14 protein-coding genes and 1 pseudogene are annotated in these 15044 nt (G+C 51.5%); 13 read left to right on the forward strand and 2 right to left on the reverse strand.

Going from position 1 to position 15044, the window contains the following annotated elements:
- Positions 1-2 precede the first annotated feature (2 nt).
- The 9 genes from AC0YNV_RS22105 (at position 3) to AC0YNV_RS22145 (ending at position 11272) form a co-directional block, all read left to right on the forward strand.
- Positions 3-767, forward strand: coding sequence for a DeoR/GlpR family DNA-binding transcription regulator (locus tag AC0YNV_RS22105; protein ID WP_475769942.1), 765 nt, complete (start codon positions 3-5; stop codon positions 765-767).
- Positions 768-831: 64 nt separating this feature from the next.
- Positions 832-1737, forward strand: coding sequence for a helix-turn-helix domain-containing protein (locus AC0YNV_RS22110; protein ID WP_475769943.1), 906 nt, complete (start codon positions 832-834; stop codon positions 1735-1737).
- A gap of 337 nt (positions 1738-2074) precedes the next feature.
- Positions 2075-3088: an NAD(P)H-quinone oxidoreductase gene (locus tag AC0YNV_RS22115; protein WP_475769944.1), complete on the forward strand. Its 1014-nt coding sequence runs from the start codon at positions 2075-2077 to the stop codon at positions 3086-3088.
- A 199-nt stretch (positions 3089-3287) separates the two neighbouring features.
- Positions 3288-5588, forward strand: coding sequence for a helix-turn-helix domain-containing protein (locus AC0YNV_RS22120; RefSeq protein ID WP_475769945.1), 2301 nt, complete (start codon positions 3288-3290; stop codon positions 5586-5588).
- Between the two features lie 779 nt (positions 5589-6367).
- The gene (locus AC0YNV_RS22125; RefSeq protein WP_379114651.1) at positions 6368-7336 is read left to right on the forward strand and encodes an ABC transporter permease; all 969 of its coding nucleotides are present in this window, start codon (positions 6368-6370) and stop codon (positions 7334-7336) included.
- 19 nt (positions 7337-7355) lie between these two features.
- Positions 7356-8252 (forward strand): carbohydrate ABC transporter permease, encoded by an 897-nt coding sequence (locus AC0YNV_RS22130; protein WP_210044707.1) that lies wholly within the window; start codon positions 7356-7358, stop codon positions 8250-8252.
- An 85-nt stretch (positions 8253-8337) separates the two neighbouring features.
- Complete coding sequence (locus tag AC0YNV_RS22135) at positions 8338-10032, forward strand: extracellular solute-binding protein (RefSeq protein WP_475769946.1); 1695 nt, start codon at positions 8338-8340, stop codon at positions 10030-10032.
- Between the two features lie 122 nt (positions 10033-10154).
- The gene (locus tag AC0YNV_RS22140) at positions 10155-10442 is read left to right on the forward strand and encodes a hypothetical protein (RefSeq protein WP_475769947.1); all 288 of its coding nucleotides are present in this window, start codon (positions 10155-10157) and stop codon (positions 10440-10442) included.
- Positions 10439-11272, forward strand: a complete 834-nt coding sequence (locus AC0YNV_RS22145; RefSeq protein WP_475769948.1) for a phytanoyl-CoA dioxygenase family protein — start codon at positions 10439-10441, stop codon at positions 11270-11272. Before AC0YNV_RS22140 ends, AC0YNV_RS22145 begins: the two co-directional genes overlap by 4 nt.
- A 96-nt stretch (positions 11273-11368) precedes the next feature.
- Here AC0YNV_RS22145 and AC0YNV_RS22150 read toward each other — a convergent pair whose 3' ends face one another.
- Positions 11369-11941: an SLOG family protein gene (locus AC0YNV_RS22150; protein WP_210044703.1), complete on the reverse strand. Its 573-nt coding sequence runs from the start codon at positions 11939-11941 to the stop codon at positions 11369-11371.
- A 204-nt stretch (positions 11942-12145) separates the two neighbouring features.
- Between AC0YNV_RS22150 and AC0YNV_RS22155 the strand changes: the two genes are divergently transcribed.
- Positions 12146-12583 carry a hypothetical protein gene (locus AC0YNV_RS22155; RefSeq protein WP_475769949.1) on the forward strand — a complete coding sequence of 146 codons (438 nt, stop codon included), beginning with the start codon at positions 12146-12148 and terminating at the stop codon, positions 12581-12583.
- 75 nt (positions 12584-12658) lie between these two features.
- Here AC0YNV_RS22155 and AC0YNV_RS22160 read toward each other — a convergent pair whose 3' ends face one another.
- On the reverse strand, positions 12659-12919 hold the full coding sequence (locus AC0YNV_RS22160; RefSeq protein WP_475769950.1) for a YqkE family protein: 261 nt from the start codon (positions 12917-12919) through the stop codon (positions 12659-12661).
- Positions 12920-13082: 163 nt separating this feature from the next.
- Here AC0YNV_RS22160 and AC0YNV_RS22165 point away from each other — a divergent pair, with 163 nt between their 5' ends.
- The 3 genes and pseudogenes from AC0YNV_RS22165 to AC0YNV_RS22175 all read left to right on the forward strand — a co-directional run bounded on the left by AC0YNV_RS22165 (position 13083) and on the right by AC0YNV_RS22175 (position 14969).
- Positions 13083-14261, forward strand: coding sequence for a DUF4272 domain-containing protein (locus AC0YNV_RS22165; protein ID WP_475769951.1), 1179 nt, complete (start codon positions 13083-13085; stop codon positions 14259-14261).
- Between the two features lie 294 nt (positions 14262-14555).
- Positions 14556-14693, forward strand: a pseudogene (locus tag AC0YNV_RS22170) (YiaA/YiaB family inner membrane protein); the annotation flags it as partial.
- Positions 14694-14777: 84 nt separating this feature from the next.
- On the forward strand, positions 14778-14969 hold the full coding sequence (locus AC0YNV_RS22175; RefSeq protein ID WP_475770048.1) for a YiaA/YiaB family inner membrane protein: 192 nt from the start codon (positions 14778-14780) through the stop codon (positions 14967-14969).
- Positions 14970-15044 lie beyond the last annotated feature (75 nt).

Below are 15044 nucleotides of genomic sequence, written 5' to 3' on the forward strand. Positions count from 1 at the left end.
TCATGCTTGCTGCTGTGAGATACCAGCGGATTGTCGACCTGGTCAATGAGCGCGGGAGTGTCCGGGTAACGGAGCTCAGCCAATTATGCCAGGTAACGGAGGAAACGATCCGCAGGGATTTGGGCAGGTTGGAAAGCGAAGGCAGACTCTACCGCAGCTTCGGGGGAGCGCTAGGGATTCGAACGTATACGCCGGAAATCTCCTACAAGGAACGGGAGATAACCAATATCAAGGAAAAAAGCAAAATTGCTGAAGAGGCTATCCAGCACATCGCACCTCATGAGCGAATTGTTCTGGATGCGAGCACAACGGCTTGGTACATGTCCTCGAAGCTGCCTGACATTCCGTTAACCGTCATCACCAACTCACTCAAGGTGAGTCTGGAGCTCAGCATGAAGAAGAATATTCAGGTCTTCAATACAGGCGGTACTATGCTCTCGCATTCGCTGTCCTTCGTAGGTCCGATCGCTGAAAAAACAGTGGATGATTTCCATGTGAATAAGGCCTTTATCTCCTGCAAAGGTGTGCATCTGGAACGCGGGATCAGCGAATCCAATGAAATGCAGGCGAGGATCAAGAAAAAAATGATGCAGATGGCAGAAGAAGTGTATGTATTGGCAGACTACAGCAAATTCGACATTCAGTCCTTCGTTTCTGTAAACGGCTGGCAGGGTATTCATCATCTGATCACCGATGCCAAGACCAGTCCGGATATAATAAATCAACTAAGAGGCAAGCAGATTCAAGTCATTCAATTAATGGAGTGATCGTACAATCCGGGTGAGTGTTCACTACTCAAACTTCAGCATACTTATGCAAAGGGGAGTTGGCATGCTCAATTACTCGAATCATTCATATTTGGATGAACATAAATTACCCTTCTCGATCTCCCGCGTCTTTCTGGATCAACATAATAGTCCATCGATGCAGGAGCCTGATTGTGTTGAGCTGGTTTTTATCGTACAGGGCGATGCGAAGTATATTTGTGAAGGGGAATGTTATGATATCCATACTCGTGATGTCATTATTATCAATCCGGGTGAAACTCACAGGTATGAGGTAGGACAAGGCAAACCATTTGAAATGATCAAATGCCAGTTTAACTCGGAGTTCATCCAGGAGAGTTTATTGCGGCAGCTGGAGATCACAACCTTAATGGACGGTTCATATGTTCACTCCTTGTTGAACAAGGGGGAACGCCGCTATAATCGGTTGAATCTCAAAAAGCAGGATAGCATGCGCGCCATATCACTGCTGAATTGCATACAGCTGGAGTGGAAATTCAAGCAAGCCAACCATCATACCCTGATTAAAATTCTGGTGCTGGAGCTTCTGGTGCTGCTGTCGCGCTACAAAAGCCAGAATGCATCCTTCCAGCCGGAACCCAGGCTCCAGCGGAGCAGTCACAACCGGATATTAACACGCCGGGTTAACGGCTTTCTCGAGCATCACTATGCCGAAAAATTGTCCATATCCTCCATATGCGAACTATTTAATATAAGCACGCGCCAAATGAATCGTATTTTCAAAAGAGAAACAGGACAGACGCTCACGGAGCGTGTGCATGAAATCCGCATTAACCGGGCCAAACAATATTTGATGGAAAGCGATGAGAAGGTCATTCAGATTGCGATTCTGGTGGGCTATGAGGATCCTACATTCTTTTCCAGTTTATTTCGCCGCCAGGTAGGCTGTCCTCCAGGGAAATTCAGGAAATTTTATCAAGAGCTGGGGTGAGCCCTTCCAGACGGTCCAATTTCTGTCGGCGTGCAGCCGGATATTCAGGCAAAGCTGTTGTCCGGGCTTAACAAAGAAATCATTCAAGGTCTTAATAGTCAATCACGTTAATCAAAGAAACGGTTTGAGCGGGAGATGATTCTCTTCCTGTTCGGGCCGTTTCTTCTTGTGTGATGAGATTTCCCCGGCCGTCAGGGGCGGTCAAGTTTCCCAGGGAAAATTGAGTCGTCGATACTTGAGTGCTAAACTAAAAAAGAATACACTCAAGCACGATGAGGCTCGACACGGGGGATAATGCATCAATATGTCCCGATTATGAATCAAGGAGGATGTCCTATTGAGAGCGATAATAGTTGAACAGCCCGGAGGGATCGAACAATTGAAGGCAGGGGAGTACCCGAAGCCGGTTCCCGCGGATCGCGAGCTATTGGTCCGCGTAAAAGCCGCGGCCATCAACCGGGCGGATATTCTCAAGCGCAGGGGACTTTATCCGGCAGCTGCAGGCGCAAGCCCGATTCTGGGTCTGGAAATGTCGGGGGTAGTTGAGCAGGCGGGAGCGGCCTGCGAAGGCTGGAAGGCTGGCGACCGCGTATTCGGGCTGCTTCCCGGCGGAGGATACGCGGAATATGCCGTCATTCCAGGGGAGATGGCGATGCGCATCCCTGACAGGCTGTCCTTCGAGGAAGCGGCGGCCATTCCCGAAGTATTCCTGACGGCCTATCAAACCCTGTTCTGGCAGGGCGGGCTTGCGGCCGGTCAATGGGTGCTGATTCATGCAGGAGCAAGCGGAGTGGGGACCGCTGCCATTCAGCTGGCCAAGCATAAGGGGGCCAAGGTCATTGTCACCGCGGGAACCGACGAGAAGCTGGCGGTCTGCCGGAGCCTGGGCGCCGACATTGCGGTTAACTACAAGCAATCTTCCTTTGACGAGGAAGTTAAGCGGGCAACAGGGGGACAGGGAGTCCAGCTCATTCTTGATTTTATCGGCGCTTCCTACTGGGAGCGGAATATCGCCAGCCTTGCTGTCGACAGCCGGATGGTGCTGATCAGCTCGCTTGGCGGCTCCAAGGTGGAGAATGTAGACCTGGCGGCGATTTACGCCAAGCGGATCACCATCTTCGGAACGCTGCTCTCCACGCGGAGCGTCGAATATAAGACGCAGCTAACGCGCGATTTTGTCCGGGATGCCCTGCCTGCTTTTGCCGACGGGAGTCTGAAACCCATTATTGACACCGTTTATCCGCTGGAGGAGGTCGGCGAAGCCCACCGGCGCATGGAAGAAAACAAAAACATCGGCAAGCTTGTGCTGACCGTACAGGATGAAAGTGACCCTGACTCAACCTCCTCCTGAGCCGGGGGAGTTTTTCTTTTGCGCTGGCCAGACGATGCCAGAAATTCAGCTGCAGGAGCACGATGCGGCACTGCGTGGCGGGGTTAAGCCGTATTTGCCTAGCTCCGCAACCTGTTGTAAAGTAAATTTATAACCTCGCGGGGAAGACCCACCATTGACCATGAAAATGGAATCGCTTTCAAAAATAAGGGGCGGCTAAATGATGAAAACCAGGTTTTCCAAAACGTTCAGAAGATTTCTGTTATCCTATCTCATCATTCTGATCATTCCGAATATAGCGGGATATATCACGTATCGGACTTCTATTGACGCCGCTGAGAAGAATTCAATAGACACAAGCCTGCTGCTGCTCAAGCAAAGCAAGGATATTTTGGAGAGACGGATGGCCGAGGTGCAGAATTTCACCAGACAGCTGGCCATCAACCAGGATATCGCGCTGATCATGAATGAAAATGTAAAGAAGGACTCTTATAATATTTATGGGTTATGGAAGACCTGGCGGGATGTATCCTATTACGACAAGACCAATGACTTTCTGCAAAACTATTATATTTATCTGAACAATTATGACGTTGTGCTGACCCCGGCAACCATCTATTACCGTCCGCTTCATTATTATGAGCAAAACTATTACAGCGGTCTCTCGTTCGATGAATGGAAGAAGACGATCATTCAGACAAGCCATCAGGATACGATTCTGCCTCTGCGCTCGTATATCCGCAACAAGACGGAATCCTTCGTCATGACCTATATTCAATCCCTCCCGCTGAACAGCTTCACCAAACCGAGCGGAACGGTGGTGGTGGTCATCGATGAGTCCAAGATCAGCAGCATGCTGATGAGCTTCTCCAGCCAATACGGCGGTTGGGCGTATATAACGGACAAGGATGGGAAGCCGCTCGCTTCCGCGGGAATCGACAATGAGCAGATTGACCAGTTGGGGCTAAAGACGACGCCCGAGGAGATGGAGACCCAGGAATTCATCGATGATACGCTGCGGATAACCGTCCGCTCGGAGAGCAACGGCTGGGTCTATGTTGCCGGCATTCCGCGAAAGGCTCTGATGGAGCAGGCCGACAAGATTCAGCATATTACGTGGACGGTTACGGTTGTCGCGCTTGTGATTGGTCTATTGATCTGTCTGCTCCTGGCTTACCGCAACAGCACGCCCATTAACCGGCTCGTCCGCATTGTGCGGGAGCAAATCGGTCAAGACTCGTATGTCGCTTACAATGATTATGATTTCCTGCACGGCAATATATCGAGTCTGATAAGCGACAACCGGCTGCTGGAAACGGAATTGAACCGGCAGATTCCGCTTGTGCGGGATGCCTTCATGAAGCGGATTCTCCGGGGAGAATTCCATTCGCTGCACGAAATCCGGGCCGCCTCTTCACAGTCGGGCACGGAATTTCAAGGCGATTACGGTTATGTCGGCATGATCCGGATTAACGGCTACAGCGGCATGAATACGGAAGAGATTCTTAATGAGCTGCAGGCCGCACGTCTCTTGATTACACAAACCATGCGTACGATTGATGCCGCAGCAGCCATAACCGATATGGATTCCGACAAAATCGCGGTGATCAGCACATTTGCCTCGGAGCCGGGCACGGAGCAGCGGAAGGATTACGAGAAGAAGATCGCCGGGCTCAGAGCGATTCTGGAAACGGAATACCGCATATCCATCTCGGTTTCCGTAGGCTCCTCCTTCCACAGCCTCTCCGATATCAGCCGATCGTTCGAGGAGGCAAGGCGGGCGATGGATTACGGGGCCGCCGCAAGCAGTGACGGCAGTATTACCTGGTATCACGAGACCTGGAAGGAAACCACAACCTATTATTATCCGATCGATCAGGAAATGCGCCTCTTGAGCGCCTTGAAGGTTGGGGAAACCCTGGAAGCCAAGCGGATCGTCGATCAGATCTTCGTACAGAACTTCGCCGAGCGCGGCTTGTCCGCAGAAATGTCGCAGCAGCTCATCGGGGAGATCAAAGGAACGATACTGAAGCTGATCGATCAGAAGGCGATTCAGGATCCGGATGAATCCGAGCACCTGAAGAACCGGACTGTTCAGATCATGCTGTCGGAAGGCGTCGAGCAGGTGCGCAGCGAGCTGGAAGAAATTATTGAACAAATCTGCGAGCTCATCGTAAGGAAGAAGACCGAGAAAGAAAATGAAACGGTGGACAAAATAAGAAAATCCGTTGAAGCAAGGTACGGAGACGCCAATCTGTCACTATACCAGATCGCCGACTCGGTTGGCAGGCCGGAGAAATATATTTCCCAGCTCTATAAAGAGCAGACCGGTGAGCCTATCTCGGATTATCTGGAGAAAGTCCGGATCAAGCATGCTTCCGGCCTGCTGTTTGACTCCAATTTGACAATTGATGAGATTGCTGCTCAGGTCGGCTATAACAGCTCTCACTCCTTTCGCAGGGCGTTCAAGCGCGTTCTGGGCGTTTCCCCCAGTCTATACCGCAAATCCACAAATGAATAACCATTCCCCATCGCGAGCCCGGCCCCATCAGGTCGGGCTTTTTTCTTAAACGGTTAAGAATGAACCCACTGCATTGATGACCGTTCGGCAGGAAAAACCGTGCTGCTGCGCAGATCCGGAACCAGCCAGGCCTAAGCGGGCTGCTCCAGCAAGGAAAAACCTGCTTGCATGTCCCCCTGCCCCGGCTGAAGGCCCCGCAAGCAGGAAAAACCGTGCTGCGGCGCAGATCCGGAACCAGCCAGGCCTAAACGGCTGCTCCAACAAGGAAAAACCTGTTTGCATGTCCCCCTGCCCCGGCTGAAGGCCCCGCAAGCAGGAAAAACCGTACTGCGGCATTGCAAAGCGCTGCAAAATTGACTTATTGTCATGCCCGCCTGCAAAGCTCCGAATGGTTTATATACCGGCTTCTCGATTGGATGAAGCCTCAAGCCTCATCCGGTTAACAGTGGGTATTCCCGTTCTTCGCGTATGGTCTTGCCCATGACTCCATTCATCGGCATGGGCGGTCCGTCACAAGTTTGGTCATGTGCCGCCATGGCAGGCGGCAGCCGCTTCTTTCAGCAATACGTACAGTTGAGAAATCGGGGTACAGCATGCTGCTGTACCCCGATTTCTCAACTGTACCTTTACTCAGGTGCTTGCTAACCCGTAATATTTGCGTAAAGAAAGCGCTACCATTTCGATTGGAATTGCGGATTGCAGCCTGCCTTCCAGCTGCCCGCCTTTCTCTATGAAAAACGGTACGCACGATGACGAAAAAGACGATGAGGAGGGAATCCATGGAAACGGTTAGGGCTGTGCAGCCTGGAAAAAAAACGACCGCCTTAAGAGGGGCAAAGCTTCGTGCTGACGCCAGAAGAAGCTTTAGAAGACATTGGCAGTTTTACCTGCTCATTATCCCCCCTGTACTTTTCTTCATCATATTCAAGTACGTCCCCATGCTTAATGCGGTCATTGCTTTCAAGGATTACAGCATTGTTAAAGGAATCTGGGGAAGCCCTTGGGCCGGGTTCAAGCATTTTAGGCTGTTTTTTGACAATCCGGTCTTCTGGGTGCTGATCCGAAACACGCTGATTATAAGCCTCTATCATCTGGTTGTCGCCTTCCCGATTCCCATTCTGCTGGCGCTGGGGCTTAATGAAATTCGCAGCGGCTTCTTCAAGCGCGCCGTGCAGCTGGTAACGTATGCGCCTTATTTTATTTCTACCGTCGTGATGGTCTCTATTATTATGCTTCTGACATCCCCGCGGCTTGGCATTCTCAATATACTCATGCAGAACATGGGAATGGAGCCGGTCAACTTTCTGGGTGACCCCGGGATTTTCCGGTCGGTGTATGTGTGGTCGGATGTATGGCAAACGGCCGGTTATTCCGCAGTCATCTATATGGCGGCGCTTGCGGGTGTGGACCCTGCGCTCTACGAGGCTGCCCGGGTTGACGGCGCATCCAGGATGCAGAAAATCCTTCATATCGACATTCCGGGGCTGCTGCCGGCGGCTGTCATTATCCTGATCCTGTCCGTCGGCAATATTATGGCGATCGGCTTCGAGAAAATCTATTTGCTGCAAAATCCGCTCAACACCAGTACATCCGAGATCATTGCCACCTATGTGTACAAAATCGGGCTGCTCAATGCCAACTTCAGCTTCGCTACCGCAGTCGGATTATTCAACTCCGTCATCAATCTTATACTGCTTGTGCTGGTCAACGCACTGGCACGGCGTATATCCAATAATAGTCTCTGGTAAGAGGGAGGAGTATCCAAAGATGCAAACCAGCCGAGTCCGCATCCGGGAATCTTTAGGGGACCGGATCTTCCTGACAATTGTCTATATCCTGCTGATAGCCGTACTGCTCGTTGTGTTGTATCCGCTTATTTATATCTTCAGCTCATCGCTCAGCAGTCCGAATGCCGTATCGTCCGGCCGTGTATGGCTGTTCCCGATTGACTTTTCCCTGGTCGGCTACAAGGCGGTTCTGGAGAACTCCCAGGTGCTTACGGGCTACGGGAATTCCCTATTCTATGTCATTGCGGGAACGCTCATAAGCGTGTCGCTGACAGTTGTTCTGGCATATCCGCTGTCGCGGAGATCGTTCTTCGGGCGCAATGCGCTGATGATCTTCATTGTATTCACCATGCTTTTCTCCGGCGGTTTGATCCCGATGTATCTGGTGGTCAAGCAGCTTGGCATGATCGATACCCGATGGGCGCTGCTTATTCCCCAGGCCATCTGGGTGTGGCAGGTCATTATAACCCGGACGTTCTTCCAATCCTCCATTCCGGACGAGCTGGTGGAAGCGAGCGAGATGGATGGCTGCAGCGATCTGAGGTTTATGTGGAGTATTGTCATCCCGCTGTCGAAGCCCATCATTGCGGTGCTGGTGCTGATGTATGCCGTGGGTCAATGGAATGCTTACTTCGACGCCCTGATCTATTTGAAGTCGCAAGCGCTTCATCCGCTGCAGCTGGTGCTGCGCAATATTCTGATCCTTAATACCGCTACCGGCAATATGGAGGCTTCGGAAATGCTCAAACGCCAGCAAATGGCGGATCTGATGAAATATTCCCTGATTGTCGTCGCCAGCCTGCCCGTGCTCATCATCTATCCGTTCGTTCAGCGCTACTTTGTGCAGGGCATGCTGATCGGCTCCGTTAAGGGCTGACGAATCAGGCGAATGGCCTTGAGAGGGGGAGTTTGTATGTAAGTGTAAAGGGGGACTTATGATTACACAAACGGGAGGGATTAGATTGAAAAAGAAGATGGCTTTGATCGTGTCACTCATGCTTGTCTGTACGCTGGTACTGGCTGCTTGCTCCAAGGAAAACGGCGGTGGCGCCGCCAATAACGGAAATGGCGCCAATACAGGCGGGACGGCTGCGGAAGGCAATGCGAATGCCGGCAGCGGCGATGCGGCGGCGGCTCCGGTAAAGATTTCGATTTTCGCCCAACAAAACCCCGACACGGATTTCACAACCAATTCCTTCACCAAAGAAGCGGAAAAGCAGTTCAACATCCAGTTTGAATGGCAGACCATTCCGTATGACGGCGCAGCTGAGAAAAGACAAATCTCGCTTGCCAGCGGCGACTATCCCGACCTGTACATGCTGATTCCGTGGGTAGACCGCTTCTCGCAGACGGACCTGCTTCGTTTCGCCCAGCAGGGCGTCGTTCTCCCGCTCAACGATCTGATTGACAAATATGCCCCGAATATCAAAGCGGCTATGGATAAATATCCGTTCTACAAGGCGATGAATACCGCGCCGGACGGCAATATTTACGGCCTTTCCCAGCTGATCGAATGCTACCACTGTTCCTTCCCGAACAAAATGTGGCTGAATACCAAATGGCTCGATAAGCTTGGCCTTGAGATGCCGACGACCTCCGAAGAGTTCAAGGCCGTGCTGAAAGCGTTCAAAACGCAGGATCCCAATGGCAACGGCAAGGCGGATGAAGTACCGCTTAGCGGCGCCAACGGAGAGTCTGGCGAGCATATTATTCCTTACTTTATGAATGGCTTCATCTATGACGACGACAGAACCTATCTGCTGCTGGACAACGACAAAGTGGATATTGCGGCCAACAAGCCGGAGTGGAAGGAAGGCCTTGCTTTCGTCAAATCGATGTATGACGAGGGTCTGATCGATCCGGGAGCCTTTACGCAGAACGGTGAAGCCTACAAGAAAATCGGCGACAATGCGGAGATTCAAATCCTTGGCGCCGGTGAGGCGATGCATCCGGGCATCTTCGTGACCACGGGCAACGATGCCCCTTACGGCGCGGATTACAATCCGGTGGCACCGCTGCAGGGACCCAAAGCTTCTTTTGCCACCTACAACTATCCGAGCGATCCCGGCGCAACCTTCGTGCTGACGAACAAGGCAAGCGAAGAAGCCCAGATCGCGGCGATTAAATTAGTCGATTACATGATGACGCCGGAAGGGAATCTTCGTGCCAACTTTGGCGAGGAAGGGGTGGATTGGAGAAAGCCTGCCGAGAGCGAGAAAGCCATTAATGATGCGGTTGCTCCTTACTTCACCACCATTCCGCTCAAGAAGGATGAGAAGCCGCATAACACCAACTGGGGTGCAATGGCGCAGTACTACAATCCGAAGGAGTACAGGGACAGCTGGGTGGCTGCCGATGATATCTATTCCTCCGAAGGCTATGAGCGCAGATTGCAGCAGGCGACAGAACTCTACGACGGCAAGCAGCCGGAGAACCTGTTCCCGCATTGGGCAATCTGGATCGATCCCGCGACAGCCGATGAAGTGGCGATGATGAAGACAAACATTAAGGATTATATCGATCAGAACGCCCTGCAATTCGTCACGGGAGCCAAGGATCTCGACAAGGATTGGGATGCTTACGTCAAAGGCTTGGACAACTTGAACCTGAAGCGCTACCTCGAGCTTATGCAGACCGCTTACGAAGGCACGAAATAAGGATACAACCAGAAGTGCAGGCATATGATCGTTACAAGATCATTTTTTGCATAATTGCAACTTGAATAAGGCGGCAGTCCCCCATGCCTGGGGGATTGCCCATAGAGGAGGATATACACATTATGGCCAATGAAAGACAGCAGTTGTTGATTCTTCATCTTGCTATGCCCGATCTGGATTCCCATACGGTGGCCTGGGCGTTATACGACGGCGCGCTGCCTGCCAGCCAGCTGCAGATGAATACGGGGGATCAGAATGAGCCTCCCTATAAATCGGTCATCGATGCCATGAGAAACGGCTGGTTTGTCATTCAGTTGGCTCCTGCCCCCACTTATCTAAGGGGAGCGGAGCATGAGAGCGGTCATCTGCCCTATGAATATGTGCTTGAGAGGAGAGTTGCAGTATCATGAACATTATTGGAAGCGAGCTGAAGTCTGAGCAGAAGCCGCAGCCCGTGGGCCTAGAGCATCTGCTGACAGCCAGGCAAATGGCCTCCTTCGTCACCGACGGTTATTTGCATATTGAGAACCTTGTGCCGGATGAGCTGAACAGGCTGGTGGATGAGGAGCAGCGCAGCGGACGCGTCAAGCAGCGGGGGTATTGGCAGAGTTCCCAGTACATGCAGCAGGTATTCGATCTGCCGCAGGTGAAGGGGATTATCCAAAGCCTGGTCGGCCATTATCCGGTTTATGACCATTCCGCCCTGCATATCGTGCAGCCGAAGCATCTCAAGGCGCAGGAATGGCATGCCGATTCGATCATCAACACGCGCAAGTACGGCTTTGACATACAGGCGTTCTACTTTGCCCACGATGCGCCTGACGAGATGGGACCGACCCTGGTGCTGCCGGGTTCGCATCTGCGCCGGGTCAACACCTCCAGCATCGGACGGTACAAGAACATCGTCGGACAGAAGCGGATGGTATCCAAGGCAGGCACCATGTTCTTCGTTCACGAAGGAATCTGGCACTGCGCCCAGCCTAACCATACGGACGACACCCGTTATGTGTTCAAGCTGCGGCTGCGCCCCGGCCAGGAGCAGCGGGGGCTGTTCAATACGGAGGGCTATCGGGACGAGGAAGTATCCAACATCATTTATAGAGGGTATGAGATCTGGCAGGGCAACGAAGGGCGTCTCGATCATGTGGCGCGGGCGAAGCTGTGGCGATATGTTACAGGTGACGACACCATTGATGTCTCATTCGAGGGAGCGCTGTCGAGGATGAACATCCCGCTTTGATGTAAAAAAGAAACTTGCTCCGCCTCTTCATGCGGCAGGCAGGTTTCTTTTTTTGCTACCGGGCTGTCCTCCCGGCCGGTCAATCGCTGACCCGGCTCAAGCCATTCCATTCCAAGAAGAGTCCTCGTAGCTCTCTTCATTGGCGATATCCTGGATCTCCTCCGAGCTGACGTTGATATAGCGGTAGCCCTCCGCCTGCTGCTTCTTCAGCGCCCGTTCCTTGTAGAAGCGGGGGCTTCCTTCGCCGGCATCCTCGTCATAGACCAGCAGGATGCCGTCTGTTTTGCGGAATAACAGATCGTCTCTGGCGGCGAACTGCCAGGTGCCGCTGTACGGTTGATTGCTGACGCTGGCGTAATGATCCACGCCTTTAAGGATTTCATTGTAATATTCCTTCTTGGCGTCGTTCCATTTCTCCTCGGGATTCTGAAAGGCCGCGATAATGGACAATTTCAGCTGCGGATAGGTATGCTTCAATGCGATCACGACCTCGCAGGCCCACAAATCCACACCGTACTGGCCGGGTGTAATGACCCATTCCAGCCCTTCTTCAACAAGAGGGAAAAGGCGCCGGGTCAGGGCTTTTTGGATATAGGGAATGCCCACATGCTTTTGGTTGAAAATATTCAGTTCATGCGCGCGGTAGCCGGTCACCAGAAGATTCTTCAACGCTTAACGCCCCTTCGGTTTATTAGACCTATTATAATAAACGTTCGGGGTGCAAACAAATCCTGCCTTCGAATATCATGCAGCCGGTCTGGCCCCTCTTTAAACATTTAGTAAAATATGTCGAAAACAGGAATATTCTATGATAATATAAATGAATTAAAGTCAAGAAATAGAGAGAATAATAGCAGTTATGGGGGATTGCGAGTGGAGAACAACAGAATCATACTGCCTCTGACAGGCGCATTGCTGGCTGCCGTCATCGGAGGGGTGCTGTGGGCGGTTATCGTGGTGCTCACGGACTATGAAATCGGCCTTGTCGCATGGGCTATCGGAGGCTTGGCCGGGTATTGGGTAACCTTGTTCGCAGGCAGACAAGCGAATCGGGGACATCAGGCAATTGCGGTTATCGGCAGCTTGGCCGGGATTTTGCTGGGCAAATATTTTATGTTCGGCTACATGATCAATGGCGGCGTGATCGGAATGTTCGATAATGAGGTGATTACCTTATTCAGTGAACATTTCGCTGAGTTCTTCGGCGGGATGGATATTGTTTTTGTCTTGCTTGCGGTGCTGACGGCATGGCAGCTGCCGGCCAGAATGTCCAATCGTCCGGCTCCAATGGGACAGCCTTTCGGCGCGTAATGTTCTGCAGCCAACGGATTGCATTCGTCTTGAACGGTCATAAGCAGTGAGCGGTGGAGGACAGGCCTCCATCGCTTATTTGTGCTTCCGCCAGTCCATGCTGCTGTTCTTCAGCAGATGTCCAAAATCATTCTCCAGCCGTTTCTTTTCGGCATTGGCCGCTTCCTCCGCCCGGAGCCGCTGCTCTTCCTTCGCCTTGGCCTCATCGGCCTTCAAGGCATCGCTTTGCGCTTTTAATTGCTCCAGAATATCCGGGCGCAGCAGATCCTTCAGCGTTGCCGGTTTATCCTGGGCCTCCGCCTTGGGGGTAGGCTTTGTTTTATTTTTCTTCGCCACTTGGCTCCACCTCGTTTTTTTCATTCTATCCTACCAGATAACCGTCATCGGAACCAGCAGCAGATGCCTTGACAGCAATATTGCAAAAAATTAACTTTAAGGAATCGTAAAAAGCAAATATAATTGTGATCACCCCCCACACAACAAAAGAAGGTGATCATTTGTGAAAAATTGTGCCATATACAGTACTCAGTTTAATGTGGATCAGGTTGCCGGCATCATCGAGAGTCTATATCCAAAGGCGTCTATACAAATGAATGTGGATAAGACGGAAATCAAAGTTTTGCATAAAACATGGCTCAGTAAAACTGAAAATACGTTTACGGTGCTGACCAGCCGGGCCGACCCGGAAGCATTCACGGTAATGATCGATGAAATCGGATATTTCTTCAGCAGGATCAGAGCCGGGAATGAAACGCTTCATAAGAAGCTGCTGCTCCAGATCTCATCGCTTAATATGGTCATTGGCGTCAAAGCCGAGAAGAAGATAGCGGAGCCGTTCTACTCGGAGCTCCTCCACATCACGCAGCAGTTAAACGGCATGATCCTGATGGATGACCGCAGGCTGTTGAATGAAAAGGGAGAACTCATTATGGATATCGACGGCCGCTCCCAAATTGAGGACATGCCTGTAACCGCTCACACCAGCTATCTGCACAACGACCTTAACGTTACGGATCCCGCGCTGCAGCGCAAGGAACAATCCGAAAGACTGCTCACGCAAAAGGGCATACCATTCAATAAAAGCCTGCCAGTCATTGCGTCTGAAGACGCTGTCATGCTCCGCAGCAGAGAAGAAACCGCCAAACGTGCGATCGCACTGTGCATTGTCGCTTTGAAGGGCGAGTGCTGCGGCACTGATTATAAGCCTGAGGAGACACGCTCGCTGATCAACCAGGTGATGAATCAGTTTAATGCTTCATCCTATTTCTCTCCCCGGGAAAGCCTGTTTATCGGGAAGGATCGTCCGGATCAAACGGAGATTGTGCAGTTCGCCTGGTGCTATGAAGGATTTTGGGTCATGCTCTGGGCTCTGGGGTATGTGGATCAGCTGGATACGCCTACTGGCATATGTGATGTAGAGGCTGCCGTGTCGATTTTGCACCAATATGATAACTATGACGCTTTTCTGGCAGATGCAAGGATGCGGCCGAAAAGCGAGATTCTGGATGCGGCCGATCTTATCTACAGGATTGACTGGGTATGTGTGGACGCCCGGCTCCATAACAAACCGGTCCCGGCCGGTCTGGACAGCAGCGTCGTCTATGAGAGGCACCGCGCCTTGAACTGGCTCACGACCTATATGGATCAGGAGTGGGACGAGGTTGCAACCCATACCTGATTGTCCAATAGCCTGGCTTCATCCGGATCCGTCCGGAAGTGGCCGGGCTTTTTCTTTGTGCTGCCTTGAAACTGATGGACTTGAAGCATACGAAGGGAATTAAGAGCAGGTACTATAAAAAGATGGTACTTATGCAATCATGGTATTCCTTATAAGATAAGGACATCAAGAATAACGAGCCAACAAACGGGAGGGCTTCACATGGAGACCATGCAACAGCAGCCGCAAGCACAGACACAATCACGGAAAACGATGAATTTTTACCGCAGACGCAATACACCTACGTATACCTTTATGGCCTGGTCGGCATTCCTGCTGGCATGCGGCTTCGAATTCGTCGGGATCTATACCTTGAAGCAACCGCTGTCGGTACAAGGCTATTATGCGGTCACGGGGTTTCTGATCATCATCACCTCGTTCCTTCTCCAGAAGGTTGCCAGAGATAACGATGAGGATAAATTTCTGAAGGATCAATCGCCAAACTACAGAAGCCGCAACACCTCCGCCTTTACTTTTATGGCCTGGGCCGGGTTCATAATCGCCATCCTGGCTGAGTATATCGGGCTGTATACGCTGGAAGAGCCCTTCCATGTGAAAGGCTATTATGCCATCGGCGGCGCCTTCCTGATCGTTGCCTGCCTGGTGCTGCAAAAAACAATCCGCGACAATGAAGAGGATCATATGTTTTTGAAAAGCGAGGACGAATAGAGGGCGAAATAAATACTGACAAGAAATGGATTTCCCTTCCGGGAGGTCCATTTTTTACGATTTCTTAATAAAAAT

The organism is Paenibacillus sp. JT31N11, from assembly GCF_056269285.1.

Bases quoted from the DNA above. Each gene is read 5' to 3' on its own strand.
- AC0YNV_RS22105 (WP_475769942.1), top strand. From the start codon at position 3: ATGCTTGCTGCTGTGAGATACCAGCGGATTGTCGACCTGGTCAATGAG.
- AC0YNV_RS22110 (WP_475769943.1), top strand. From the start codon at position 832: ATGCTCAATTACTCGAATCATTCATATTTGGATGAACATAAATTACCC.
- AC0YNV_RS22120 (WP_475769945.1), top strand. From the start codon at position 3,288: ATGATGAAAACCAGGTTTTCCAAAACGTTCAGAAGATTTCTGTTATCC.
- AC0YNV_RS22125 (WP_379114651.1), top strand. From the start codon at position 6,368: ATGGAAACGGTTAGGGCTGTGCAGCCTGGAAAAAAAACGACCGCCTTA.
- AC0YNV_RS22130 (WP_210044707.1), top strand. From the start codon at position 7,356: ATGCAAACCAGCCGAGTCCGCATCCGGGAATCTTTAGGGGACCGGATC.
- AC0YNV_RS22140 (WP_475769947.1), top strand. From the start codon at position 10,155: ATGGCCAATGAAAGACAGCAGTTGTTGATTCTTCATCTTGCTATGCCC.
- AC0YNV_RS22145 (WP_475769948.1), top strand. From the start codon at position 10,439: ATGAACATTATTGGAAGCGAGCTGAAGTCTGAGCAGAAGCCGCAGCCC.
- AC0YNV_RS22175 (WP_475770048.1), top strand. From the start codon at position 14,778: ATGGCCTGGGCCGGGTTCATAATCGCCATCCTGGCTGAGTATATCGGG.